Origin of the sequence: Anabaena sp. CA = ATCC 33047, from assembly GCF_963870205.1 — a bacterium.
Taxonomy (GTDB): Bacteria; Cyanobacteriota; Cyanobacteriia; order Cyanobacteriales; family Nostocaceae; genus Trichormus.
The window spans coordinates 49,105-73,765 of sequence record NZ_CAWMSA010000056.1 but is presented as its reverse complement, the minus strand read 5'-3'; the positions used below and the strand labels follow the sequence as shown (position 1 = coordinate 73,765).

The 24,661-nt window shown below is 41.5% G+C and carries 21 protein-coding genes and 1 tRNA gene; 10 read left to right on the top strand and 12 right to left on the bottom strand.

All coding sequences use genetic code 11. The features are described 5' to 3' along the window. The first annotated feature begins 22 nt into the window (after window positions 1–22). The gene (locus tag AACS98_RS17035; protein WP_066381985.1) at window positions 23–2,359 is read left to right on the top strand and encodes a hypothetical protein; all 2,337 of its coding nucleotides are present in this window, start codon (window positions 23–25) and stop codon (window positions 2,357–2,359) included. Then, entirely contained in the window at window positions 2,352–2,927 is a 576-nt protein-coding gene (locus AACS98_RS17030) for a hypothetical protein (RefSeq protein ID WP_066381984.1), read from the top strand. The genes AACS98_RS17035 and AACS98_RS17030 overlap by 8 nt, the downstream gene beginning before the upstream one ends. Before the next feature lie 111 nt (window positions 2,928–3,038). Here AACS98_RS17030 and bioU read toward each other — a convergent pair whose 3' ends face one another. Continuing rightward, window positions 3,039–4,043, bottom strand: coding sequence for a (S)-8-amino-7-oxononanoate synthase BioU (gene bioU / locus AACS98_RS17025; RefSeq protein WP_066381983.1), 1,005 nt, complete (start codon window positions 4,041–4,043; stop codon window positions 3,039–3,041). 242 nt (window positions 4,044–4,285) lie between these two features. On the opposite strand from bioU, the gene AACS98_RS17020 reads away from it, so the two are divergent. Together AACS98_RS17020 and AACS98_RS17015 are read left to right on the top strand one after the other, a co-directional pair. Further along, window positions 4,286–5,329: a DNA cytosine methyltransferase gene (locus AACS98_RS17020; RefSeq protein ID WP_084386927.1), complete on the top strand. Its 1,044-nt coding sequence runs from the start codon at window positions 4,286–4,288 to the stop codon at window positions 5,327–5,329. Between the two features lie 2 nt (window positions 5,330–5,331). Further along, window positions 5,332–6,414, top strand: coding sequence for a HaeII family restriction endonuclease (locus tag AACS98_RS17015; RefSeq protein ID WP_084386926.1), 1,083 nt, complete (start codon window positions 5,332–5,334; stop codon window positions 6,412–6,414). A gap of 143 nt (window positions 6,415–6,557) precedes the next feature. On the opposite strand, the gene AACS98_RS17010 is transcribed toward AACS98_RS17015, so the two are convergent. Then, on the bottom strand, window positions 6,558–7,136 hold the full coding sequence (locus AACS98_RS17010; RefSeq protein ID WP_066381982.1) for a J domain-containing protein: 579 nt from the start codon (window positions 7,134–7,136) through the stop codon (window positions 6,558–6,560). A gap of 26 nt (window positions 7,137–7,162) precedes the next feature. Here AACS98_RS17010 and AACS98_RS17005 point away from each other — a divergent pair, with 26 nt between their 5' ends. The 3 genes from AACS98_RS17005 to AACS98_RS16995 all read left to right on the top strand — a co-directional run bounded on the left by AACS98_RS17005 (window position 7,163) and on the right by AACS98_RS16995 (window position 9,168). Further along, the gene (locus AACS98_RS17005; RefSeq protein WP_066381978.1) at window positions 7,163–8,260 is read left to right on the top strand and encodes a tocopherol cyclase family protein; all 1,098 of its coding nucleotides are present in this window, start codon (window positions 7,163–7,165) and stop codon (window positions 8,258–8,260) included. A gap of 33 nt (window positions 8,261–8,293) precedes the next feature. Then, window positions 8,294–8,367, top strand: a tRNA-Arg gene (locus tag AACS98_RS17000). A 300-nt stretch (window positions 8,368–8,667) separates the two neighbouring features. Next, a complete protein-coding gene (locus AACS98_RS16995) occupies window positions 8,668–9,168 on the top strand; it encodes a YdcF family protein (protein WP_369815996.1) in 501 nt (166 codons plus the stop codon). Between the two features lie 194 nt (window positions 9,169–9,362). Here AACS98_RS16995 and AACS98_RS16990 read toward each other — a convergent pair whose 3' ends face one another. The 10 genes from AACS98_RS16990 to AACS98_RS16945 all read right to left on the bottom strand — a co-directional run bounded on the left by AACS98_RS16990 (window position 9,363) and on the right by AACS98_RS16945 (window position 20,529). Next, window positions 9,363–9,656: a DUF2288 domain-containing protein gene (locus AACS98_RS16990; RefSeq protein ID WP_066381976.1), complete on the bottom strand. Its 294-nt coding sequence runs from the start codon at window positions 9,654–9,656 to the stop codon at window positions 9,363–9,365. Window positions 9,657–9,803: 147 nt separating this feature from the next. Continuing rightward, window positions 9,804–10,841 (bottom strand): AI-2E family transporter, encoded by a 1,038-nt coding sequence (locus AACS98_RS16985; RefSeq protein WP_066381974.1) that lies wholly within the window; start codon window positions 10,839–10,841, stop codon window positions 9,804–9,806. Between the two features lie 94 nt (window positions 10,842–10,935). Beyond that, the gene (locus tag AACS98_RS16980) at window positions 10,936–11,574 is read right to left on the bottom strand and encodes a lysophospholipid acyltransferase family protein (protein ID WP_066382358.1); all 639 of its coding nucleotides are present in this window, start codon (window positions 11,572–11,574) and stop codon (window positions 10,936–10,938) included. Window positions 11,575–11,715: 141 nt separating this feature from the next. Further along, window positions 11,716–12,597: an ACP S-malonyltransferase gene (fabD, locus tag AACS98_RS16975; protein ID WP_066381972.1), complete on the bottom strand. Its 882-nt coding sequence runs from the start codon at window positions 12,595–12,597 to the stop codon at window positions 11,716–11,718. A gap of 116 nt (window positions 12,598–12,713) precedes the next feature. Then, a complete protein-coding gene (locus AACS98_RS16970; RefSeq protein WP_066381970.1) occupies window positions 12,714–13,706 on the bottom strand; it encodes a beta-ketoacyl-ACP synthase III in 993 nt (330 codons plus the stop codon). 117 nt (window positions 13,707–13,823) lie between these two features. After that, entirely contained in the window at window positions 13,824–14,849 is a 1,026-nt protein-coding gene (plsX, locus tag AACS98_RS16965; RefSeq protein WP_066381968.1) for a phosphate acyltransferase PlsX, read from the bottom strand. A gap of 340 nt (window positions 14,850–15,189) precedes the next feature. Beyond that, window positions 15,190–16,671, bottom strand: coding sequence for a leucyl aminopeptidase (locus AACS98_RS16960; RefSeq protein WP_066381967.1), 1,482 nt, complete (start codon window positions 16,669–16,671; stop codon window positions 15,190–15,192). Between the two features lie 674 nt (window positions 16,672–17,345). Then, entirely contained in the window at window positions 17,346–18,509 is a 1,164-nt protein-coding gene (locus AACS98_RS16955) for a hypothetical protein (RefSeq protein ID WP_066381966.1), read from the bottom strand. A gap of 135 nt (window positions 18,510–18,644) precedes the next feature. Continuing rightward, window positions 18,645–19,460, bottom strand: a complete 816-nt coding sequence (locus AACS98_RS16950) for an alpha/beta fold hydrolase (protein ID WP_066381964.1) — start codon at window positions 19,458–19,460, stop codon at window positions 18,645–18,647. Window positions 19,461–19,803: 343 nt separating this feature from the next. Continuing rightward, window positions 19,804–20,529, bottom strand: coding sequence for a lysophospholipid acyltransferase family protein (locus tag AACS98_RS16945; protein WP_066381962.1), 726 nt, complete (start codon window positions 20,527–20,529; stop codon window positions 19,804–19,806). Between the two features lie 376 nt (window positions 20,530–20,905). Between AACS98_RS16945 and metG the strand changes: the two genes are divergently transcribed. From metG to lptC, 3 genes are all read left to right on the top strand, one after another. After that, window positions 20,906–22,507: a methionine--tRNA ligase gene (gene metG / locus AACS98_RS16940; protein WP_066381957.1), complete on the top strand. Its 1,602-nt coding sequence runs from the start codon at window positions 20,906–20,908 to the stop codon at window positions 22,505–22,507. A gap of 173 nt (window positions 22,508–22,680) precedes the next feature. Next, window positions 22,681–23,304: a LabA-like NYN domain-containing protein gene (locus tag AACS98_RS16935; RefSeq protein WP_015140250.1), complete on the top strand. Its 624-nt coding sequence runs from the start codon at window positions 22,681–22,683 to the stop codon at window positions 23,302–23,304. A 170-nt stretch (window positions 23,305–23,474) separates the two neighbouring features. Further along, entirely contained in the window at window positions 23,475–24,566 is a 1,092-nt protein-coding gene (gene lptC, locus AACS98_RS16930) for an LPS export ABC transporter periplasmic protein LptC (RefSeq protein ID WP_066382357.1), read from the top strand. The last annotated feature ends 95 nt before the right edge of the window (window positions 24,567–24,661 follow it).

Sequence of the window (24,661 nt, the reverse complement as noted above, 5' to 3'; positions counted from 1 at the left end):
TAGTATCCTCTGAGGTAATGCTATGGGAAATTGTACTGTAATAATTGTACGTGCTGCTTTTAGAGAAATTCAAAAGCTTTCTTACGTCTATTTTCAAGATGTAGCAGAAATCCTCACACAAATGAGTGAATGTAATCTTGGAGAATATCGAAAACTAGAAGGCTATGAAAATTTATGGAGAACAAAAAGAAAAGATGTTAGAGTCATTTGGGAAAGGTTGAACTCAAATGTATTTTTAATAATTAAAGCAGGTTTAAGAAAAAATGTTTATAAAAACATAATTGAAAACAGGGATAGAAATCAACCGCTAACATTAGCTGATGTATTGGAAATAGATGAAAGGAAAGTAGAAGATATTCCTACATATAAATGGCACAATTATCAATCTGACTCTTGGTACGAATTTGTTTATGGCGGCTATTTATATTCTCCAGTTTTGACGAATGAACAGAAAAGAATTTTTGCTGAACTACAAACAAGCTCGTCTAAAATATCATCAAATTTTACCAATATCAATAGCCTTTTAATACAAAGTGCGCCAGGTACAGGCAAGACTGTATGTGCTGCTTTAATTGCTTGTGAACTTTATCGCGATAATTGGAATATTGTTCTGATACTTCCTGCTAATTTATGTGATGATATTAGGAAATTTACAGAAATCAAGAAAATTATAGCTGAAGAACCGAAAAATTTCTTTATAGGAACTTTTACTGAATGGCTTTCTCAATCTGCACCTGATATATACCAAAAAATTGCCACAACATCAGAAGAATTATCTGCTCTACAAGCAGAAGCACGTCGAAGAGTTCATGATATTCCCCGTTCTCAATATATTGGATATCGAGAATTAATTTTATATAGAAGCTTTGTAATCAACAGGCATAAATCTAACCAATCTAAGCATCCAATTTATTATGAAAATGAATCTTTAATAAACCAATTAAAAACCATTAATGAGAATAACCGAATTTCTCAACTGGCAGGCAAGAGAAATTGGATAGAGGGAGTATATCTAATTACCGAAAATGCTCATAATTTCCCAAATGCAAATAGAACGATTTTTATATTTGATGAAGCCCAAGATTATCTCATAGATGAACTGTGGGCTATCATCAAAATGCTGGAGAGATGGCAAACAGAATATTACCATACTTCTGTGCTTTGTTTATTAGGTGATATGAATCAAAGAATTCAACCTGTAAACTTCGACTGGGGACAGTTACAATTAAATAAAAGAAAATGTTTACAATACAATTATCGCAACACTAAATTTATCTTAAAATTTGCTAATACTTTTCATAGGTTTGCACAAAAAGCAAATTCAGGAAGAAAAAGATTACCTGAAATCAGCAATCCTGAAAATACTTTTGAGGTTGGTGAACCTGTAAGACTTTTAGAATGCAATTCTCAGGCGGAAGCACTAGAAATTTTGGAAATTCTGAGTAAAAAATTTCTATATATCTCATCTTTAGAGCAGCGTTCTCTTCTTAGGCGTGTCTCTAGTCGAGTGAAAATAATTTATAAGAATGTTCCAGAAAAGTATAAAAATCTTCCTGGCTTAGACTATTTAAATGTTCAACAAGCTAAAGGTAGAGAATTTGATGTTTGTGTAGCTTTTTGTGTCTTTAATGGTCAGGGATTACCGACATTTGAAGAAGCAAATAATTGGTACACAATTTTCACTAGACCTCGTTATAGATTATTGATAATTGCAATTACTGATGAAATCGAGAGAATTGGAAGATTACATTTTCAGGAATGTCAATGTTCCACATCCCAAAATTTAGAAGCTCTGGATTGGATTATTGAATGGGCGAATGGAGAAAACTTATTTCTAGATATAGACGTTGTATGTGATTTTATTTATGAAGGTTTGAACAGCCATCCCTTGCAAATTTCCTGGGATACTTATGCTGCATTGAGACTAGCAAGAGTTGATTTAAAAAAACTTGCAGAAATCGAAAATAATGCTATAAGAATTATCCAGAGTCAGCCTAATCATCTGATACATGAGGAATTGTTAAAAGCTGATAACATTCTCAGCTTAGTTGATAAAATTCCTCTTAAATGCCTACTGTTACGGGCTTTAGGTAATTATTGGCAAGCCATCGGAGAAGCTGCACCACTAAAAGATATAGATTTTCAAGAATATCAGAATTTAATCTTAAGGATTGCAGATGAACTTGAAAATAAAGGAATGTTGTATGAAGCTGCACGAGTACGTACCAAGATAGGAATAGAAATGCCTGAACATTTTCCATTTAGACAGGAAATATCAAACCAAGATGGTTCTTTAGTATCCTTACTTTGTCAGGCAGCTATAGATAAACTTTATTATAAAGAGATAAATCATGGATAAAAGCTACTCTACAGATTTACAAGTTGCTGAAGACTTGGAAAATTTAGTAAACATTATCAATAAATCTATAGAGAGTGCGGAAAGGACTTTAAAAAAAGCTCAGGAAATAGATGAAGTTAAGGAATTAATTGCCGAAATTCATTCTAGTCGGGAAGCACTCCTAAAAGTTGAAGAATCTATCAAACAGATTGAAGCTACCGCCAACATTCTGTTGACACAATCACAAAGTATTCAGGTAAATTTAGAAGAGACAATAGCCAAATCTTCTCAAAATGTTGATTATATACAGAAATTTTTACAAGAAATTAATTCTATTGGAGGTTTAGAAAAAATTGGAATTTTGCTGCAAGAAATGCAGAATACACGCTTAAATTTAAAACAATCAGAACAACAGTTATTAAATACACAGGAAAATTTAGTTGCAATCAAAGGATTGGAAGATTATCTTAATAACTTTCAAAGTATTCGCAATCGGAGACAGCTTTGGCAATTTCTGACAAGAGAATTGGGATTTCTAGGAGTGATTGTCTACTTACTCAGCTTAATTACTCCCAGTCGAAAAAAGTAATCAGGACTTACGTAACTGGTATCAGACTATAGCTCGTAGTAGGGGCGGGTTGATAAACAATTCCGTATATCTACAGATTTACTCTTTTAACCCGCCCCTACTTTAGTCCTATTATTTGACAAACTGGGGCATAATTTCGGCGGCTGTAAATATGCCGTGAATGCCTCGTTGATGCAATTGCATACCAGCTTTAAGATAACCAAAAGCGGGGCCGCACACATTAGCAGCCATGCTGGTTTCATCACCTAAAGTGAAGGTATGGGTGGAGATTTTACCCTCAAAAGTGCGTCCTGTAACTTTAACATTGGTGCTGAGGGGTTTTTTCGGGTTGCGGGTATCAACTACACCGCCAACAGTCACGCGATCGCGCTCTACAATCCCGGCTAACTCTAGCATGATATCATCGGCGTGTTCCATATTTTTCAAGGTCAGCACACCGTTAGTTTTATCTAGTAAAGCTTCTACCTCTGCGTCAGTCATTGCCCGTGCAGCTTCTACTGTATAACCAGGGATATGACCAATATCTTCTCGCACAGTGGCGCGGTAAGCTTCCCAATTGGCAATTCCCACGCCAAAAGTAATTTCTACTTGATGAATTTCCGCGTAGCTTTGGGCAGCTAAGGCGGCGGCGGCGGTTAACAGTCCGGGGGTAGCACCACATCCTGTCATGTAGGTAATTCCTGCTGCTTGCAGTTCATCTTTCATCGTAATTAGTTGTTCTACAGCACTGGTGCGTTTAATCGCATCCACCAGCACACCACGCCAACCAGATTTAATAAACTGCCGCGCTACGGAAGGGATAAAGTCATTGGGTAGGTTGGGTAAAGCGAGAAAATACCCGTCTACAGGTTGGCTACTGTCGATTAAATCTTGAATACTGTTGTTAGTTAAATTACCGACTGGTTCTAAATAACCTATTGAACCTTGAGACTGGTAGACAGCAATGCAATCTTTAAAGTTTAAACCTTCAGCTGCGTAAGCGTAACCTTTTTGGTCTGCCACGGCTACCAAGTTCATTTCTCGTTTACCTGCAAGTAGCTTGGCGGCTGCTTGTCCGAGTCCACCGAAACCCAAGACTCCTACACGTATAGCTGGCGTAATATTTGCTGTACTCATAGTCAATTACTGAAGTTGAATCTCCAGCTTTGAGGATGCACTATCTCAGTTTGTCACTGATGGCGATCGCTCAATGCTATAAAGGTTAATTATGCTGCATTATCTTGGTTTCTTCTCCTACCAAATTGGTTTTTTCACCAGAAATTCTTTCTCAGTCATAGGCTTGAGCTAATTTTGACAGTTGATGTATGTCGGATAATTAGTGGATAATCAATTGCCACAATCGAGTAAACGCCAAACAGATGCACCACGCCGACAAAAAAATCGCACTCAAATTTCTAGACCTGTTTTGTGGAATTGGCGGGTTTCGTGTCGCGGCTGAAATGGTTTGCCAACAGCTTAATCTTCAACCCGTCTGCGTTTTTTCCAGTGATCTAGATCCTGACGCTCAAAAAGTTTATGCAGCCAACTTTGGCGAGAAGCCAGCCGGTGACATTACCCAGATAGACGCTCAACACATCCCTGAACATGATATTTTGTTCGCTGGGTTTCCCTGCCAACCCTTCAGTATATGCGGAGACATGAAAGGCTTTGATGATATACGTGGGACTCTATTTTTTGAAATAGCCCGTATATTGCAAGCAAAACAGCCTCAAGCCTTTATCCTTGAGAATGTCAAACAGTTAAGAGGGCATAATCAAGGGCAAACCCTCAGAGTAATCATGGAAACTCTTAGTAGCTTAGGGTACTACGCCGACTATCGGATTCTCAACGCGCTGGATTTTGGTGTACCGCAGAAGCGCGAACGTATTTTTATTGTAGGCTTCCGCAACCGAGTTGATTTCATTTGGCCTGAAGGTGGTGTTCCGATGAAGCCACTGTCAGAAGTTCTGGAAGATAAAGTACCTGATTTTTATTACGCTTCCGAAAAAATTAGGAATAGTCGTCTAGAAAAACGAAAGGGAAAGCAGCAATATAGCGAAATAACTATCTGGCATGAAAATAAAGGCGGTAATATTAGTGCATATCCCTATTCTTGCGCCTTGAGAGCAGGAGCATCTTACAATTACCTGTTAGTCAATGGCGAAAGAAGACTGACAGAACGGGAAATGTTACGACTTCAAGGTTTCCCTGATTCTTACAAAATAGTTGGCAGTTATCAAGCTGTGAGAAAACAAGCCGGTAATGCTGTGGCTGTTCCTTGTGTTGCGGCTGTTATCCATTCGGTTATAGATGCAATGGCAATAACTGTTACCGAATCTACAACCCTCAAGCCTCATACCCCTAGAAAATTGACTTTGATGCTTGAGTCGGCTGTTAGCATATATACAGCTAGCGGAGCGTAAAAATGCCGACATTTGAAGATGCAAAAGAAAGATTAGATACCATTATCAACAAGGCACGGGTTGACCTTTATAAGCCAATTCAAATTGCCGAAGTGCTGAGACACTCACGGCTCAACGGCGATCTTAACATCCAAGACAAAAACACATACCAAAATCCCTCAATTGCTTGGCGCGATGAAGTAACACGGCGTTTGTTGGGCAAAATTTGCACATCTTCAGCGAGATACCAGCATGATGTGTGGAATTCTACAGCGATGTATCCTGAACTGCTCGCAGTTCTTGATACTGAAAACAAACGCACTCAAGGCGGAGTAGAGCGTTACATATACTTACGATTTAATGAACGGCAAGAAACGGTTGGGAGCATTATTGCTTTTGTGGAGAGTACATCCCCAAAAGATTTTCACTTGAGTGTTCTACTGGAAAAATTCATCAAACAAAGGGGTATCAGGCGAAGTATTGATAAAGCTTATGAAATTGTCACCTATAGCCTCTTTGAAACAATTGTGGTTGCTCTTAGTACAACTATCAAAGTCAGTATTCCCTCCGAAAATAAAGAATTACTTGCTGAGTTTTCAGATTTGACAGGGGTTTTGCTGGGGTTGGAAGTAGGAAAAGAAAGTTGGGAATTCCCGGCTCATGTCTATCGTGTAGGTGTCACTAATGCGGCTGATAGGGGCTTGGATATGTGGGCTAATTTCGGGCCTGCAATTCAAGTCAAACATCTGACGCTTGATAGCAAATTGGCTCAAACAATTATTGACCAAGTAGAAAGCGACAATATTGTGATTGTATGTCGTGATGCTGATGCAGAAGTAATCAAAGTTGTCACCCAGCAGATTAGTTGGGGGCAGCGTGTGCGTGGCATTGTGCGCGAGTCTCAATTAATTGAGTGGTATGAACGTTGCTTGCGTGGTCAGTTTGCCGCACAACTGGCGTATCCTCTAATTGAGCGTCTAGCAAATAGCTTTAAATCAGAGTTTCCACAGGCTAACGCTATTGTGGATTTTTTAGAAGAGCGTAAATATCTTTCAATACCTGTGGACGAAATTTGGGTAACAGAAATTGATGTCAAAGTAGAGTAAGAATAGAAATTATTGACAGTCAAAATGAGTATAAGACAACTAGCAGAATCTAGAGGTTGCTAGTTAATTAAAGCGAAGCTTAAGCCTTCTGGAGCGAGACGCTACGCAAACAGCGATCGCATCCCCCAATTTCTTTACACACCCTAATTCAATTTCAGAAATCTTTTAATTTTTTGACACCATTTCCCTAATAAAGATTTAGGCGCAGATTTATACTTAATCCGGGAACCATAAGCCGTTTTTGGGATTTTACCCTCTAACTGTGCGGCTTTATTTAAATCTGATGTGGCTCTATATTCATAACCTAATTGTGAGCAAACAAACCCACGGGATTTATAAGCAGCAGCATAGCGAGGGTTGAGCCTAATTGCTTGGGTGAAATAATCCAGTGCTTGTTGATATTCTCCTTTAGCGACACTCTCCACACCGTAATTATAGAAAGTTTCTGCATCCCAACGATTGACGGTTACTTGTGGAGAATTTTGTTGCACAGATGCAGCAGACTTGACAACAGGCGGATTTTGTGATTTTAGGAGATTATAAGCGGCGTTGATTTGTTTAATTTTTGTCTCTGCTTGTTGTTTCTGCTGGGGATTAGTAAAGCGATCGGGATGCCAAATTTTCACGAGTTGGCGGTAAGCTAGTTTGATCTCTATCTGCGATGCACCAGCTTTTAACCCTAAAATTTCATAAGCATGATTGATGTCAAAGCGATCGCGCATACTGAGAATAAGCTATATATAGATATATGTTAACTATTCCAGTAAACCGTCAACAATCAACTCAAACGCCCCATAGCGGCTACCATTGGGATGGTAGTAGTCGCCGTTTCTTTGAAGGCTGGTATTATCGTGTCACTTTACCCGACTGTGGTCAAACTTTCGCCTTCATGTATTCCATCGAAGATCCTATTGGTGGAAAACCCCATAGTGGCGGTGCGGCTCAAGTCCTCGGTGCGGATGATCAATATGTCTATCGCACTTTTCCCGATGTAACTAAATTTTGGGCTAGTCGAGATGTTTTAGCTTTAGGTCATTGGGGTAAAACTCACCTCAACACTCCACCAATGTACCTTTCCCCCACAGAGTTTACACGCCACATACAAGAAGGTTATCAAGCCACAGCCAACTTGAACCAAGGTTTTATTCAAGATCCTGCCACTGGTTTTTATTGTCGTTGGGAGTATGAAATTCAGCCTGTATATGGCTGGGGTAATCAAAATAGTATCCAGCAATCAACGGCTGGCTGGCTGTCGTTTTTACAAATCTTTGAACCGGGATGGCAGATTTTGATGGCGCACGGTTTAGCTAGTGGTTGGATTGACTGGAACGGTAAAATTTATCAATTCCAGAATGCGCCAGCTTACGGTGAAAAAAACTGGGGTGGTGCTTTCCCGCAAAAATGGTTTTGGCTCAATTGTAATAGTTTTGACGGTGAACCGGATTTGGCCTTAACTGCTGGCGGTGGTAGACGTGGTGTGTTGTGGTGGATGGAATCTGTGGCGATGGTTGGCTTGCATTATCAAGGTAAGTTTTATGAATTCGTTCCCTGGAATGCAAAAGTTACATGGGATATTCAGCCTTGGGGTAGATGGCAAATGAAAGCCAGAAATTTAGAGTATGAGGTTGAATTAACCGGAACTACCCATCTACCCGGTACACCTCTACGTGCGCCGACAGTCAACGGTTTACAATTCTGTTGTCGGGACACTATGCAAGGCAAGCTGAGTTTAGAGTTGCGGCAAATAAGGGGTAAAAACCCTCTAGTCATTCTCACAGCAGACAGTTATCTTTGTGGGTTAGAAATTGGTGGCGGTGATTGGAACAATTCCTGGCAGTCTAGCTAAAACTACTGCTATCATAATAGGTGCTTCGTAGTTGGGGCTGTAGCTCAGCTGGATAGAGCGAGCGCCTCCTAAGCGCTAGGTCGCCGGTTCGAATCTGGCCAGTCCCGTTATCAACCACTCATTCACTCAAAGTATAGCGATGGCGCAAGCCCCACCCTAGGTGATCGCTATGCCGTTCTCTGGCAAAATTACTCAATATTTGCAAAAACACGCTAATACGCATTTAATTCTGTATTAATTAAATATGCAAATATCTATTTGGGTGAATTTGCCCGTTGAACATTGTTATTTTTCGGATTATTAGAAAAAATTATTTCCACAATCAACGAAGTTATAGAGCCTTGAAGAATAATCTATTGTTTAAAGGTAAGTCATTTCAGTTTGTGGTTCTGTTTATACCACTACTAATGTTTTTGGGATACCAAGAAGCCAAAAACAATGACAAACAACCCGAAGCAATCATAGTGTTAGGCGGTTCTACCAAACACCTAGAAAGAGAAAAGTTTACAGCTAAATTTGCTAGTCAGCATCCAAATTTACCTATTTTAATTTCTGGCGGTAGTCCGCCTACATTTACCAGACGGGTTTTTGCCAAAGCTGGCATTAATTCCCGGCGATTACATTTAGATTATGAAGCGGTAGATACAGTAACAAATTTTACCACTTTAGTAGATGATTTACAAGCTCGCAATATAAAGAGTGTGTATTTAATTACCTCAGATTACCACATGCGCCGCGCCCGTGTAATTGGTGAGATAGTCTTGGGTAGTCGGGGAATTGGCTTTAAACCCATATCAGTACCTTCAGAAAACCCACCGGAACCGATTCAAAAATCAGTCCGTGACGGAGCTAGAGCCTTGTTGTGGGTAGCAACTGGTTACACAGGCGCGGATAAGAAAAAACACTGAGGTAAGAAGGCAGGGGAGCAGAGGTAGACAATGTAGACAAGGGAGAAATTCTTTCCCAGTTCACAGTCAACAGTCAACAATCAACTATCCCCATTTTGAATTTTGTAGGCGTAAGCCTTCCCTACGGGACGCTACGCGATGCCGTAGGCTATTTTGAATTTTGAATTGATTTGTCCCCACTCCCTGTTTTCACATCAAGCGGCGATTTCTTGGACTAGAACATAAGGCTGAAGGATGAGGGTGTTAAAACGCTTTTGGCGATCGCCATTCCATTCTCCCATTTGGGTAACTGAAGGTTTAGTGAGTAATTGCTCATTTATCCATTGTTCCACTGATGAGGTGTTATCAGAGGCGATCGCTTCTCCCACAGCCAGTAAATCTAAGTCTTGTGACACCACAATCACCGCATCTCGTTGCACATGAGGAATTAACCATTCCCACTCTGCTTCATCCAAGGTTTCTCTTAATTCTTCTCTTAAATCTGACATGATTTTTTGTTTTTGTGTGTATATGTTGATTTTACAGTAATTAGCTAAGGGGAATGGGGAATGGAGAGTAGCGGACACAGAGGAAATGCCGAAAAAAACTAATAACTAATAACTAATGACTAATGAATAATGACTAATAACTAATATCTAAACCTCTGATTTCATTGCATTAATTTCAAACAAAGAAACAATTACTCCTGTAATGGGAATTGAAATAAAAACCCCTAATAATCCTGCGACTCTTGCACCTACTAATAAAGCAAAAAATACCACTACCGGATTTAGATTGAGTGTCCCTTGCATCACACGGGGAGCAATTATATTGTCTTGGATTTGCTGGAGAACTATGCAAGCTGCTAAGACTCTTAATGCTAACCAAACATTTTGAGATAACACAATTAAAGTAATGGTGCTGATGCCTAAAGTAGCTCCTATCCCTGGAATAATATCCAATATTCCCACTATTAAAGATAATAATAAAGCAAAAGGTACTTTAAATAATATAAAGACAATAAAAGTTGATGTAGTTAGAAATAAAGTTAATAATAATTGACCTCGAAAAAAGCCTAAAAAATTCCGGCGAATCACCTTAGTAAATTTACCGCGATGCTGTTTTGGTACGATTCTGAGAATAAAATTCCACAGTTTTTCGCCGTCCAGTAGCATAAAAAAGGCGACAACCGCAATTATTATAAATGTAATAAAATTAGTCAAAATTTGTTGCACAATGGCTAAACTTGTGACTAGAGTTGATACGGCTTGATTACGTAACTGTTCTTGAACTACGCTTAAATCTATTTGTAGGTTACGATTACGTAAAATTTCTTCAACTCTTTCTAATAAGGGGACTAAAGAAGCTAAAAAAGCGGAGATACTATCAATTAACTGTTGTCCTTGGGATAAAACTGCTAAACCGACTGTGATAAATAACCCAGACAACACAAAAATACTAATCAGGAAAACTACAACAACTGCTATTCCTTTAGGTACAAAACGCCGTAACCATTTGACAGGATAGCTGAGTAAAAAAGCCAAAATTGTGGCAAAGGTAAAAATAATTATTAAGGTTTGAAAATAGGCTAAAAGTTGAATAATAGTCCAGCCAACGGCTACTAAGAGCAGAAAGCGGACTAAAACCGAATTATTTAAGCGATTCCACAGGTTTTTGGCTTCAAAGCCACTCATAGATGTTTGAGATAAGTTGAGCAACTGACTTTGAATTTACAAAAACCAACAGGCGATCGCTACTTTCTTAAAGCATATTTTCTAGATATTTTCACTAACGCCCTAAATCGTGCATCTCATTAATCACTGCGGCGCACTTTTGCGTCACCGTCTCCAATTCCTCTTTATTGGTTGAACTAGGAGTAGGAATTAACTGACCGATTCTCACAGTCAGGGGAACTGCACGAGGTAGGGGTGAACCTTTTTGTAAAATCTGCTCTGAACCCCACAAACATACAGGTAATATCGGTGCTTTAGCCTTAGCGGCTAACAAAGCTGCACCCCTTTTCGGATCTTGAATCCGACCATCGGGGGTGCGAGTACCTTCTAAAAACACACCCACAGCCCAGCCATTATCAAGATACTCTAGTGCGGCGCGGATAGCATTGCGATCGGCACTTCCCCGACTGACTGGGTAAGCACCATATAGTTTAATCGCCTGTGCCAACACTGGAACATTAAATAATTCTTCCTTAGCCATGTACGCCACAGGGCGACGCACACAATTAGAAACAATCGGCGGATCAAAGTAGCTAGCATGATTACTCACAACTACCAAGGGGCCAGATTGGGGGACATTTTCCACACCGTAAATCAGTCCCCGAAAATAAGCGTGAAGCATGGGACTGACAACTGACCACTTAAAAGCGTGGTAGAGTGCCAGACTAATAAACGGTTCGCGGCTTCGAGACATAAGGGATTGGGGGTTGGGCATGGGGCATGGGGCATTGGGCATGGGGTATTGGGCATGGGGCATGGGGCATTGGGCATTGAATTTTACTCTCTGCTTCTCTGCTTTCCCAGTCCCCAGTACCCAGTACCCAGTCCCTAGTCCCTAATTTGGTAATTCCGCAACCTTGCGGACGTTTTCTAAAATTAAATCAGGTGTGGTGCGTTTAATCAAACCTGTGAGGACGTTACCAGGGCCGATTTCTACTACTTTCTCAATGCTGTTGGCTGGTAGTTGTAAAGCAATTTCTCGCCAGCGTACTGAACCAGTCATCTGTTGACTGAGACGTTGCTTTAAAATTTCGGCATCAACGGCGGGAACTGGTTCAACGTTAGATAATACTGGTACTGTGGCAGACTGAAACTCTACAGTGTCGAGAACTTCTTGAAACTCCCTAGCAGCAGCAGCCATAAAGTGTGAGTGAAATGCACCGGAAACTTTCAGGGGAATGGCACGTTTAGCTTTCACTTCAGACATAACTGTTTGTACTGCCTCTGGAGTGCCAGAGATAACTACCTGTGCTGGGCTGTTGTCATTTGCTAACACTACATCAGGAGTTGTGGCAATCACTGTTTCTAATTGTTCGCGCTCAAAGTTCATCAAAGCTGCCATCATCCCCCCGGCAGCATTATCCATCAGTTCAGCGCGTCGCTTGACTAGCTGTAATCCCACTGACCACTCGAACACACCCGCAACGTAGAGAGCAATATATTCTCCTAAACTGTGACCTGCAACTAAATCAGGCTGGTGTCCTTTTTCTCGAATTAGGTCGGCGAGGATACTCTCAACCACATAAAGACAGGGCTGAGTGTAGAGTGTTTGGGATAATTTTTCTTCTTGGTTTTGGCAGATGTCTGTTACCGACCAGCCTAAGATGCTTTCAGCTTGGGCAAACTTGTCTTTGGCAGCAGGTATATCTAATAAGTCGGTTCCCATTCCTAATGCTTGAGAACCTTGTCCGGGAAACACCCATGCAGTTTTAGTCATTGGTCAATCGCTTCGCTCAAATTCAAAATTAAAAATGCAAAATTCAAAATGAAGAATCCAATTTTTGAATTTTGCATTTTGTAGGCGCAGCCTTCCCGCAGGGTATTTTGAATTGTTTATCGTCCCCATTGGAAAATTGCTGCGCCCCAGGTTAAACCTGCTCCAAAGCCGGAGGCGGCGATAATGTCGTTGGTTTTGATGTTACCTTGCCGCACGGCTTCATCTAAAGCGATGGGAATGGAGGCGGCGGAGGTGTTACCGTAGTTAGCAAGATTACTGATAACTTTGTCATTAGGAATCTTGAGGCGTTGGGCAACTGCGTCAAGGATGCGCTGATTCGCTTGATGTAGTAGCAGCCAGTCGATTTGGTCAACGGTGAGGTTGGCGGCAAATAAGGCTTTATCAATGATTTCTGGGACTTTTTGGGCGGCAAATCGATAAACTTCTTTACCGTTCATGGTGATGGGTTGATAAGTGCCTTGAGTAACGTTTACGCCTGGGATGATTTCTTGAGAAGTGCCTTGATAGCCGAGGTTGAGGTAGTGGTTTTGAGTCCCGTCACTTTTGAGGGCAAATCCTAGTAAGCGATCGCTTGTATTTGCCTGTAAGACAACTGCCCCAGCACCATCGCCAAACAATACGCAAGTGCGTCTGTCTTGCCAATCTACCCAACGAGAGAGGATATCTGCCCCGATTAATAGTACATTGCGGTATGCGCCTGTTTTAATGTATTGGGCGGCGGTGACTAGCCCAAACACAAAGCCAGAACAAGCGGCTGTCAGGTCAAAGGCTACTGCTTGGGTAGCACCTAACGCTGCTTGAACTTTACACGCACTACCAAATAAATCATCCGGGGTGGAAGTTGCCAGCAAGATTAAGTCTATATCGGCTGGTGTAATTCCGGCGGAGGCGATCGCCTGAAGACTGGCAGATGTGGCTAACCCACTCAGGGAATCTGTGGGATTGGCTAACCGTCGCTGACGAATTCCGGTTCTGGTAGTAATCCACTCATCAGAGGTGTCTACCAGTTCCGTCAGTTGTTGATTGTGAAGGGAAGTTGTGGGTACTGCCGAACCACTTCCTGTAATTGCTATACCTAAATTTTGCACTCCTAATCTCCCAAGCTATCAGCTGTTAGTCATTAGTCATCAGTCATTAGTCATTAGTCTTTAACTGCTAACCAATGACTTGTTACTAGCTGTCATTACTAGTTTTTTGGCTGATTGCTAACTACTCTCACTCTGTAGCATCTCATATCGGGATTGCAATTGTTGCATGACCTGATTATCTACAGCTTCTTTTGCCATGCGAATGGCGTTAAAAACTGAAGGTGCTTGAGAACTACCATGACCGATTAAACACACACCTGACACACCTAACAGCAACGCGCCGCCATGTTCGGCGTGATCCATACGTTGCTTAATGCGCTTCAGGTTCGGTCTTAAAATCGCTGACCCAATTTGACCGTGCAAACCTTGGGGTAATTCTTCCCGCAAAATTTGTAAAATCACGCCGCCAACCGCTTCGGCAAATTTGAGTAAGATGTTGCCCACAAAGCCATCGCAGACAATCACATCAAATTCACCAGACAGAACATCTCGTCCTTCCGCATTGCCTAGAAAGGCAATATGGGGATTAACTCGTAACAGTTCGTGAGTACGTAGGGCTAACTCATTACCTTTAGTATCTTCTTCGCCAATGTTCAACAAACCCACCTTGGGTTCATTTGTACCGAGAACATACTGACTATAAATCGAACCGATGACGGCGAACTGTTCTAAAAACTTAGGACGACAATCTACGTTTGCGCCCACATCCAGAATGAGAACTGGCTTACCTGCTTTGACGGTGGGAAAAACTGTCCCAATTGCCGGACGGTCAACCCCTGGCAATCTTCCCAAGCGAAGTAGGGCTGATGCCATTGCTGCCCCCGAATGACCAGCAGAAAATACCGCATCTGCCTGTTGTTGCTTAACTAAATCCATCGCCACATTAATAGAAGCCTTGCGTTTGCGTCTCACCGCATTCAAAGGCTCCTCATCCATTGCGATCGCATCCTCAGCCGGAATGATTTCCACTCCTGCCACATTAGTTTTTGGGGGCAAGGCAGCTTTAATTTGTTGGGGATCACCCACCAATAAAACTTTCACACCTAATTCTTCACTGGCTCGCACCGCGCCAGTAACGATTTCACCGGGAGCGTTATCCCCTCCCATTGCGTCAATTGCTATCCGCACGCCAGTCGATCCCATTGCTCAGTGCTTTTTAGAAACCTTACAAATTTTACCAGATGCCTTTGCTAAAAAATCTTAACTTTCCATCTGCCGATTACTGTTGTGATTTTTGCAACAAGTTCTCACGGTAAACCCACGATAACACGAAATATTGGGGATTGGGGATTGGGGATTGGGGCATCAATCAATTCAAAATACCCTACGGGTTCGCGGTAGCGTCTCGTAAGAGAAGCAAGCTACAAAATTCAAAATTCAAAATTGAAAGAATTCTAAGGAAAAAATTTCCCCCTGCCCTTAAGAGGCTCCCTCATCCCCCTCATCTCCCTCATCCCCCCTGCTCTCCAGTCCCTTCCAGTACCTAGCCCCCAGTACCTAGTACCCAATCAACTAGGGTTCTGACACCGAAACCAGTGGCACCAGAGCCGTTATAACCACTGTCTTTGTCTGCCCAAACTGGCCCGGCTATATCTAGGTGCGCCCAAGCTGTGTCTTTGACAAACTGTTTGAGGAACAAGGCGGCGGTAATCGAACCACCAGCACGCGGCCCGGTGTTTTTCATGTCCGCAATCCCAGATTTGAGTCCCTCAAAATATTTGTCTTCCATTGGCAGCCGCCAAATTTTCTCACCTGAACTGTCGGCAGCTTGTTCTAGTTGTGCTGCTAAACCATCATCAGGCGTGAATAAGCCAGCAATATCATCTCCCAAGGCAACGACACAAGCCCCGGTAAGGGTGGCTAAATCAACAACGGCATCTAATCCTAATTTGTCGGCAAACACTAAGGCATCTGCTAGGGTTAAACGACCTTCAGCGTCGGTGTTATTGACTTCAATGGTTTTGCCATTGGATGCGGTGAGGATGTCTCCTGGGTGCATGGCGTGGCCGCTAATCATGTTTTCTGTCACAGCCGAAATAAAATGCACTTCCACATCTGGCTTGAGTTGACCTATGGCTTTGGCAGCACCTAATGTAGCGGCTGCGCCTCCCATATCGATTTTCATGGTTTCAATACCGCTACCCGCACCTTTGATGTTGAGTCCACCAGAATCAAAGGTTAAGCCTTTGCCAATAATGCCTAGTTTACGCTTGGCTGTACCTTGGGGTTTATATGTCAGGTGGATGAATTTTGGCGGCAAATCAGAAGCTTGGGCTACTCCCAAAAAAGCACCCATGCCTAATTTTTCACAGTCTGCTTTTTCCAAAATCTCGATTTGCAAACCGTGTTCTTGGGCAATTTGTTGGGCTGTTTCTGCCATTGTAATCGGGGTGACGGCGTTGGCTGGGGCTGCTACTAACTCTCTAGCCAAGATTACCCCAGAGACGATTTGATTGGCTTTGGTAATCGCTGCTTCTTGTCCAGCGAATCCTAAAAACTCGATGGTTTCGACTTGTGCGCCTTTGTCTTCTGATTCTGATTTAAAGCGATTGTCTTTGTAAAGGGCTAGTTGCACACCTTCAGCTAGTGCTTGCACAGATGCAGATGGGTCATTGTTCCATAAAGGAAAACTACAGCCTAAAACTTTGGTTTTTTGTTTTTTGGCAACTTTCCCGACTGTCGCTGCCGCTTGTCTGAGGGTGTCTAGTTTGAGGGTATCGGGTTTTCCTAAACCTACTAAAATCACTTTTTTGATGGGGCTAGCACCTGTGACGCGAGTAAAGATGCTGCTGTTGGCTTTGCCTTTAAATTCTTCTTCTGCAATGACTTCTTTTAAAATGCCGGCAAACTTCTCATCTAAAGTTGCCAGTTCCCCTGTTAACTCTACTGCTTCTTCAAATAATGCGATCGCTAGCGTATCGCCAGCCCACTCTAGCAGAGGTTTGTCACTCAGTTGAATTGCCATTTTTGGATTTCGCGTAAATATTCCTTCTTGTACAAGTATTGCTCAAAATTTTCCGAGTGAGGGATTGGGGACTGGGGATTGGGGATTGGGGACTGGGGACTGGGGACTGGGGAGATGAGGGAGAAATTCTTTCTCAGTCAACCGTCAAAAATTAACAATTAACAATTAACAATCACCAATTTTGAATTTTGAATTTTGAATTGAGTTATGCCCCATGCCCAATCTCTAATGACTCATGACCTTTTGACACTCTCCGCCCTAAAAGTGCGGAGATTCTTGGGCTGAATCCTGCCTCCACCAACGATGTTGATTTTGGTCTTACAGTTTCATGTCTAGTCCGAAACATATCTCTCGATATACCCCACTTAAGGACTACTCCCCAAGCGTAAATTTGGGTATGCCCTACCCTATTTAATTGCTTTTCGACCTTACAGTTTGGACTTATTTTTACACCATTGACTGTTAGGCATTTTGAGATCACGGAGTAGGACGTTTTACCTGTTTCCTCCCTGCGGGACGCTACGCGAACATCGTTCTCACGGTCTACAACCTACTGCTAGTATACCAGAAAGCCGTCGTAGAACGACGGGGTTTTCAACCCAAATTTTCGATAATTGAAACAGTTAAAGCAGCGATTGCGTTCTCTCGGTGTTGATCCTGAGCAACGCTAATAACTATTGACTGTTGACTTGATTTTGATTTAAGTCAATATCAAATTTGTTAGCGATCGCTCTGATAATTTCTTGCTCTACTGCTGTGGTTTGCTTGTCTATTTGAGCAATTCTCTGACATTGCGCTAGTAAGGGTACGGCAAAATCAGGATCTAGTTGATTAAGTAGTTGCTCTAAGGGTTGGGGTGATTTGATGTTTTTGGCGATCGCTGATAATGAAGTTTCACTCAGGTTAGCGGCTTTGAGTTCTGGTAATATTTGTTGCCAAGTTTTTTCCGGGTGACTCGCTAAAATAACATGGACTAATATCTGATCCATGACGGCTTGTTGCGCGATCGCCGTTTCTAAATATTGTTCACTCTCGGCTTTTAATTTCGCCAGTGTTTCCGGTGATTCTACGGACACTGATTCGTCTAGTTTGGCTTCATAAAACCGACAAGCCGCATACCCTAAAGAATAACTCATTGTAGCATTGGCACTGGCGGCGATCGCTGCCCCAGCAAAGGGGACATTTCGCAACCAAACTAATCCGGCGGCTTTTAACAGCCGATTCCCACCTAAACCCAACCCAAAAATCGTCAATAGTTCCCCTTTACGTGCTGGATCTTGTAAGTCTAGTCCATACACCCCGGCAATTTGATACAGCATTTCTGTCTGCAATTTCATGGTTGCAGCTAAGTCTACTGCTAGCAACGCAACTGCTACTCCTGGCAAAATACTACTTGCTAACCCAATTCCACCGGCTTTAGTGGCTTTTTCCATCATGATGCGGTGAGCAATTTGTTGAGGTGATTCTTGGGGGTATTTCTGCTTGAGTTTGTTAACTGCAATTTCCACTTTTGCTAAATCAACATCCTCACTCGCACCGATCAGCCAGTTGAGATTTAAAAACCCAGATATTCTTCTAATTAACCAATTTTGCCCAATCTTATTGATAACTTGTCCTGTGATTTTAGTTGCTTGCCCAAATAAATTATATGTAGTTTGTGCTGTTGCTGTCCCTACTACCACTGCTGTATCTACAACTGTTTTTCCAGTATTAACAGCAGTTTCAGCCAAAGTATCTATTAGAGACGTTTGATTTTTATCTGCTTCAGTTTTTTGAGTTTCAGGTGAATTAACTGATGGGTTGATATTTGTGTTTTTATATGGGGATTCTTCAGACATTTTGGATAATTATCCTCATTACAGCCTCTCTTTTTCGGTTGTAATGAAAAATTTACCCGCTTGACATCTTCCAACCAGTGCAAATTATTTTTGCATGGGATGAAAAATTACAGCAGGTTACAGATTAACTTACTATCAAAGTATCTTTTGATGCAGTTTATGCTCTTGTAGTTCTAGGAAGTTATGAGCCTGAAGAATTTGGTAGAGGTTCACATCGTTCTCTAGTAAGCAAGCGTGTCCGCTTTCAGGTAGAATAACGGTTTTGGCGTTGGGGATGATATTCGCTATACGTTTGACTTCGGTGACGGAAGGTAAGAGGCGATCGCCAGCACCAGCAATTAACAAGACTGTTTGTTTCAGAGAACTCAACTTTTCTTCATCAACGCTAAACTCTCTTAACAAAGATATCCGCCAATTCACTGTCTCTGGTGGTACAGAACGCATTGTTTTCAGCAATTCATATCTAATACTGCGAGAAATTCGCGGCAAAGATGCCAAGAATGGTAATAAACCCAGTGCGCCAATCTCGTAAGCACATTCTGGAACTATATCCATCAGTTGAGATGTCCAATTTAACCAAGGCCGTAATTTAAAGGCGGATGCTGGGTTAATTAAAATCATCCGTTTAAACAATTGTGGGGCTTGGGTGGCGACTTTCATCGCCAAGCAACCACCAAAGGACTCACCACACAAGTAAACTGATCTCTGGGAACTTTTCTCTAATTCCGCATGGATTAAGTCTAAAACATTACTTGTGAGGATTTCCCAACTCGTGAGGTCTTTCCGTGGTATTGCTAAACAACGAACATCAAAGCCAACTTCTAATCCCGTAGTTTGCGATCGCAATAGTTGACCTGTTCCATCCATTCCAGGCAAATACACAAACAACGGATATTCTGGCTGAATGCGTCTAGGTGTAAGGAAACACGGCTTTAGTTCAACTTCTGGCATTATGGCAAAATAAACGTCAATTTCCTAGTTGTATCGGCTTCCAGCTATGACCATCTCATACTTTGTAGAGTGAGGATAAAAGCAGGTGACAGCACAATCATCAAGGTTAAGTTCCTGATCAAATCATAGCTTTAAATGTAACAAATACTTTAGATATAGTTAAACTGTTTAATAAAAAATTAACTTAAATTCAGCATTGCCCAGCCTCCTTATGAGATATAAGTGTTAACACAAGGTTGTCCAAGAGTATTGATGATTTCCCTAGAGATAATTCTAGAAAGAGCAGATAATTTTTCGATTCTTGGTGATGCTTCTAAGCAGTTATGTAACAGCATTTGCAACTTTAATAACACCCCTGAATTAATAAGTTAGCAATTTCACTGTGACAATATGTGGTGAGATCAGCCACTACATTTTTTGCCTGTTTACCGTAATATTGTTGTTGATGTTGCGGTGTAATCCAATAGGGACGACCAATTAACACTGCCACCCGATGATAAATTACTAGAGGATGCCAACCAGCTTGATTAAATAACGGTTCGCCAGGATCAAATAAACTTAAAAATTTTAAGGGAAAAGCAGCAGTGTTCACTTCTTCTAAAGAGGCGATCGCGATTGGTAAAACGGCTAAATCTGGTACGGCAGAACGTAATGCCAGATGAGCAAAACCCCGACGAAATTCACCCAGATGATTGGCTCTTGTGTATTTCACCATCGGATCTGCACCTTCGGGAAACACTCCCACCATCTGTTTTCTTTTTAATAGCTGCTGGGACTGTACAAAAAAGCTATGCTGGCGGTTTTGGTTGTCTTCTAAGGGAAAGCAGCCTAATTGTCCTGTAACAATCTCGCGCAGAATTGGCACTTGCCCCATGTAATGATGGCAAGCAAAGCGGATTGGACTGCCTAAAGCTGCCATTAAAATTAGAGCATCCATAAAACTGCGGTGATTGCTCACTATTAACAAACTGGCATCTTCAGGGATGCGATCCTCATAATAACGAAACATTCTGACTGAGAGTGCTGTTAAAAATGAGCGAGAAATATCTAGGGGTCTATTTATGCTCATAGTTCATCAATCTATTTTTTTTGGAAAATATCGCAGTTTATCTTGATTTAATTTTTACATTTCTTTACCAATACCATGACCGTCTTAAGGTAGAAATGTTTGAGCAGCAGAAGCAGCCCCAGAGCAAAGATTTCGGGGTTTTCATACTCTGCCACCAAAGATGTAAAAAAACATCCCCCAAGATTTCGAGGAGTGAATTCCCGTCTTTTGGCTGAAAATTTAGCGGAATTTATAAACATTAAAAAATCATGCTTAACCAGGGAAATTTGCTAATATTAAGTTAGAGTTTGAAAAAAAAGGTAGTAATGTTATATAATTGCTTGGTTTTACCTAACAGTAAACAAGAAACGTTTTAATAATTTGATTTTTATTTTGCATGAATATAGTGGATCAAACAGAAAAGACATTTGCACTCACAACACCTCTGTATTATGTAAACGATGTTCCCCACGTAGGCAGTGCTTATACAACGATGGCGGCGGATACACTGGCGCGGTTTTATAGACTGTTGGGGCGAGAGGTACTGCTGATTACAGGTACAGATGAACATGGGCAGAAAATCCAGCGTTCAGCAGAGAGTATTGGGAAAGCACCACAAGAGTTTTGTGATGGCATCTCTGCCAGTTTTGCCTCCCTGTGGGAATTACTGAATATTAAGTATGATCGCTTTATTCGCACTACTTCATCACGCCATGAAGCCATAGTGAAAGAATTTTTTCAGCGAGTCTGGGAATCTGGGGACATCTACCAAGGACAGCAAAAAGGCTGGTATTGCGTATCCTGCGAAGAATTTAAAGAAGAAAGAGACTTGTTAGAAGGGAAGCGTTGCCCCATACATACTAACAAAGAAGTTGAGTGGCGAGATGAGCAAAACTATTTCTTCCGTCTTTCTAAATATCAAACTCAATTAGAAGAATTTTACCAGTCGCGCCCGGATTTCATCCAACCAGAAAGTCGTCGCAATGAAGTTCTGAACTTTGTTAGCCAAGGTTTACAAGACTTCTCGATTTCTAGGGTGAATGTAGATTGGGGTTTTCCAGTACCCACGGATGCCAAACATACCCTATATGTCTGGTTCGATGCCCTGCTGGGTTACGTCACAGCACTGTTAGATCCTGATGTACCACCCACATTAGAAAACGCCCTAGCTAAATGGTGGCCGATTAACCTGCACTTAATTGGTAAAGATATATTAAGGTTTCATGCAGTTTATTGGCCTGCCATGTTGATGTCGGCTAAATTACCGTTACCCGAAAAGGTGTTTGGGCATGGCTTTTTGACCAAAGATGGTCAGAAAATGGGTAAAAGTCTGGGTAATACCCTAGATCCTGTCGCACTCGTTCAGCGTTATGGTAGTGATGCCGTTCGTTATTACTTCCTTAAGGAAATCGAATTTGGCAAAGATGGCGATTTTAATGAAGTTAGATTCATTCATGTTCTGAATGCAGATTTGGCAAATGACTTAGGTAATTTGCTCAATCGCACCTTGAACATGGTGAAAAAATACTGTGCTGACAATACTCTGTCAGTCGGTAATCCAGACATTCCTGCGGAAAATGCTTTGAAAGCGATTGGTTTAAATTTGGGTGAAAAAGTCAAACAAGCTTATGCAACACTAGCTTTCAACCAAGCTTGTGAGATGGTGCTGTCACTGGTGCAAGCCAGCAATAAGTATATTGACGAGCAAGCTCCTTGGACATTATATAAACAAGGAAAACAGCAAGAAGTAGAAGCCGTACTGTACACAGTTTTAGAATCTGTGAGACTAGCTGCTTATCTGCTTTCCCCAGTCATTCCTAATATCAGTAGTGATATTTATCAGCAACTAGGCTGGGAAATTGATTTTAACGAACAAATAGCAATTGCAATTAATGCTCCTTTTTCCACCCATGCAGCATGGGGATTACTTTCTAGCGCGCAAAATTTGGGTAAACCCCAACCAATTTTTAAACGCATAGAACCCATAAAAAACGATTGATAACTTGAGTTTTTGCTTGATGGCAATCTAGTTCAATCTCTTATTATTTTCGCAAAAAATTAATGGGGCTGAACTTGAAATTAGCCCCAGTAAATTATCATAAACCAATCTAGCATTCTTTCCTTGAAAACTTGTATCAAAAATATCAAAGATAAAATTGAGGTATGACAACAATGTTGAATAACTTAGAAAATGATTCCATATTCACACCGGAACAGGTGTTAGAAAATCGGGGTCGAGTAGCTATATTTATTGATGGCTCAAATCTATTTTACGCTGCTTTGCAACTAGGAATTGAAATTGATTACACGAAATTACTATGTCGCTTAACAGGTGGTTCTCGATTGTTGCGGGCATTTTTTTACACAGGTGTAGACCGCACTAACGAGAAGCAACAGGGGTTTTTGTTGTGGATGCGGCGTAACGGTTATCGAGTGATAGCTAAAGATTTAGTACAGCTACCAGACGGTTCTAAAAAAGCCAACTTAGATGTAGAAATAGCCGTAGATATGATGGCTTTGGTAGATTCCTATGATACCGCCGTGTTAGTCAGTGGTGACGGGGATCTAGCTTATGCAGTTAATTCTGTGAGTTATCGTGGTGTGCGGGTAGAGGTGGTCAGTTTGCGTTCTATGACAAGTGATAGCTTAATTAATGTCAGCGATCGCTATATTGATTTAGAAGCTATAAAAGAAGACATCCAAAAAACCCCACGCCAAAGCTATCCCTATCGACCCTTATCTGGTATGGGATTTTTAGATGACCCTAGCGATGGACAACTAGAAATTCAAGATTAATGACCAAACACCAAGGTAGACAAGGAAGAAAAGCCTATTGTCATCGGGGGGAACTAACAACAGTTTCCCCCATTTCTGTAGATTTGAATAGCCAGTTTTTCTTAAAAATCAGAAATTTTTGCCATTTTAAAACAAATTGGTATTACCTGCCTGTAATTGTTTTCTTAATCATGGGTTTAGTGGCTTGTGGAGGTAAACCACTCCAAAATGCCCAACCAAATAATTCTGAATCTCCTCAAGATAGTAATTTAACTTTCTTTGATGTGATTCTGGAACAAGCAGATGAAGTAGGGCGACCAGTTTGGAGAGTCAAAGCTAAACAAGCACAATACACCAAAGAAAAACAAATTGGTGAAGCTCAAAGTCCCTACGGGGAACTCTATCAAGATGGCAAAGTAATTTACCAAGTCACAGCCGAAACCGCCGACATCGAACAGGATGGGAAGCAACTATTTCTCAAAGGAAAAATAGTGGCGACAGACCCAATTAATGGCATTGTGTTACGAGGCAATGAATTAGAATGGCGACCCCAAGAAGATTTATTAATTGTCCGCAACCAAATTAATGGTACCCATAAACAACTCAATGCAGTAGCACAGGAAGCCAAAGTTAAAACCCGTGAACAGCGCATGGAATTTTTTGGCGGTGTAGTGGCAAATTCTGCCGATCCCCAGATGCAAATGCGGACTGAGCATTTAATTTGGCAGATTCCAGCCGAAAAATTAATTGCCAATCGCCCTTTACAAATTGACCGTTACAAGAATAATCAAATAAGCGATCGCGGTCGGGGTAACGCCGCCGAAGTCAACTTAAAAACTAAGATTGCCACAATTAAACAAAATGCCCAATTAGATTTATTAGATCCTCCAGTTCAAATTGCCAGTAACTCCATGACTTGGAATATCAACGGCGAAAAAGTTACTACAAATTCCCCCGTGCGCGTGTTGCATCGAACCGAAAACATCACCGTCACTGCTAACCGAGGGGAAATGCAAATTCCCCAAAAAACAGTTTATTTAACCGGGAAAGTTAATGCTGTCGGGCAGCGTCGCCAAACCCTTAACGCTCAAAAAATGACTTGGTATTTAGACAAAAAATTATTAGAAGCCCAGGGAAACGTCGCTTATCGACAAGTTGATCCACCCTTAAATTTTCAGGGTGAAACAGCTATAGGTAATCTACAAACAGAAAATATTGTGGTTAAAGGTGGCGGTTCTAGAAACAGAGTGGTGACTGAGATTATTCCAGAGACTAGGAATTAGGAATTGGGGACTGGGGACTGGGGACTAGGGACTGGGTAAAAGATTCTCCCTTGTCTTCCTTGTCTTCCTTGTCTCCCTTGTCTCCCCTGCTCCCC

Coding starts and splice junctions, on each gene's coding strand:
- AACS98_RS17035 (WP_066381985.1), top strand. CDS start 23: ATGGGAAATTGTACTGTAATAATTGTACGTGCTGCTTTTAGAGAAATT.
- AACS98_RS17030 (WP_066381984.1), top strand. CDS start 2,352: ATGGATAAAAGCTACTCTACAGATTTACAAGTTGCTGAAGACTTGGAA.
- bioU (WP_066381983.1), bottom strand. CDS start 4,043: ATGAGTACAGCAAATATTACGCCAGCTATACGTGTAGGAGTCTTGGGT.
- AACS98_RS17020 (WP_084386927.1), top strand. CDS start 4,286: ATGCACCACGCCGACAAAAAAATCGCACTCAAATTTCTAGACCTGTTT.
- AACS98_RS17015 (WP_084386926.1), top strand. CDS start 5,332: ATGCCGACATTTGAAGATGCAAAAGAAAGATTAGATACCATTATCAAC.
- AACS98_RS17010 (WP_066381982.1), bottom strand. CDS start 7,136: ATGCGCGATCGCTTTGACATCAATCATGCTTATGAAATTTTAGGGTTA.
- AACS98_RS17005 (WP_066381978.1), top strand. CDS start 7,163: ATGTTAACTATTCCAGTAAACCGTCAACAATCAACTCAAACGCCCCAT.
- AACS98_RS16995 (WP_369815996.1), top strand. CDS start 8,668: ATGTTTTTGGGATACCAAGAAGCCAAAAACAATGACAAACAACCCGAA.
- AACS98_RS16990 (WP_066381976.1), bottom strand. CDS start 9,656: ATGTCAGATTTAAGAGAAGAATTAAGAGAAACCTTGGATGAAGCAGAG.
- AACS98_RS16985 (WP_066381974.1), bottom strand. CDS start 10,841: ATGAGTGGCTTTGAAGCCAAAAACCTGTGGAATCGCTTAAATAATTCG.
- AACS98_RS16980 (WP_066382358.1), bottom strand. CDS start 11,574: ATGTCTCGAAGCCGCGAACCGTTTATTAGTCTGGCACTCTACCACGCT.
- fabD (WP_066381972.1), bottom strand. CDS start 12,597: ATGACTAAAACTGCATGGGTGTTTCCCGGACAAGGTTCTCAAGCATTA.
- plsX (WP_066381968.1), bottom strand. CDS start 14,849: ATGGGATCGACTGGCGTGCGGATAGCAATTGACGCAATGGGAGGGGAT.
- AACS98_RS16960 (WP_066381967.1), bottom strand. CDS start 16,671: ATGGCAATTCAACTGAGTGACAAACCTCTGCTAGAGTGGGCTGGCGAT.
- AACS98_RS16955 (WP_066381966.1), bottom strand. CDS start 18,509: ATGTCTGAAGAATCCCCATATAAAAACACAAATATCAACCCATCAGTT.
- AACS98_RS16950 (WP_066381964.1), bottom strand. CDS start 19,460: ATGCCAGAAGTTGAACTAAAGCCGTGTTTCCTTACACCTAGACGCATT.
- AACS98_RS16945 (WP_066381962.1), bottom strand. CDS start 20,529: ATGAGCATAAATAGACCCCTAGATATTTCTCGCTCATTTTTAACAGCA.
- metG (WP_066381957.1), top strand. CDS start 20,906: ATGAATATAGTGGATCAAACAGAAAAGACATTTGCACTCACAACACCT.
- AACS98_RS16935 (WP_015140250.1), top strand. CDS start 22,681: ATGTTGAATAACTTAGAAAATGATTCCATATTCACACCGGAACAGGTG.
- lptC (WP_066382357.1), top strand. CDS start 23,475: ATGGGTTTAGTGGCTTGTGGAGGTAAACCACTCCAAAATGCCCAACCA.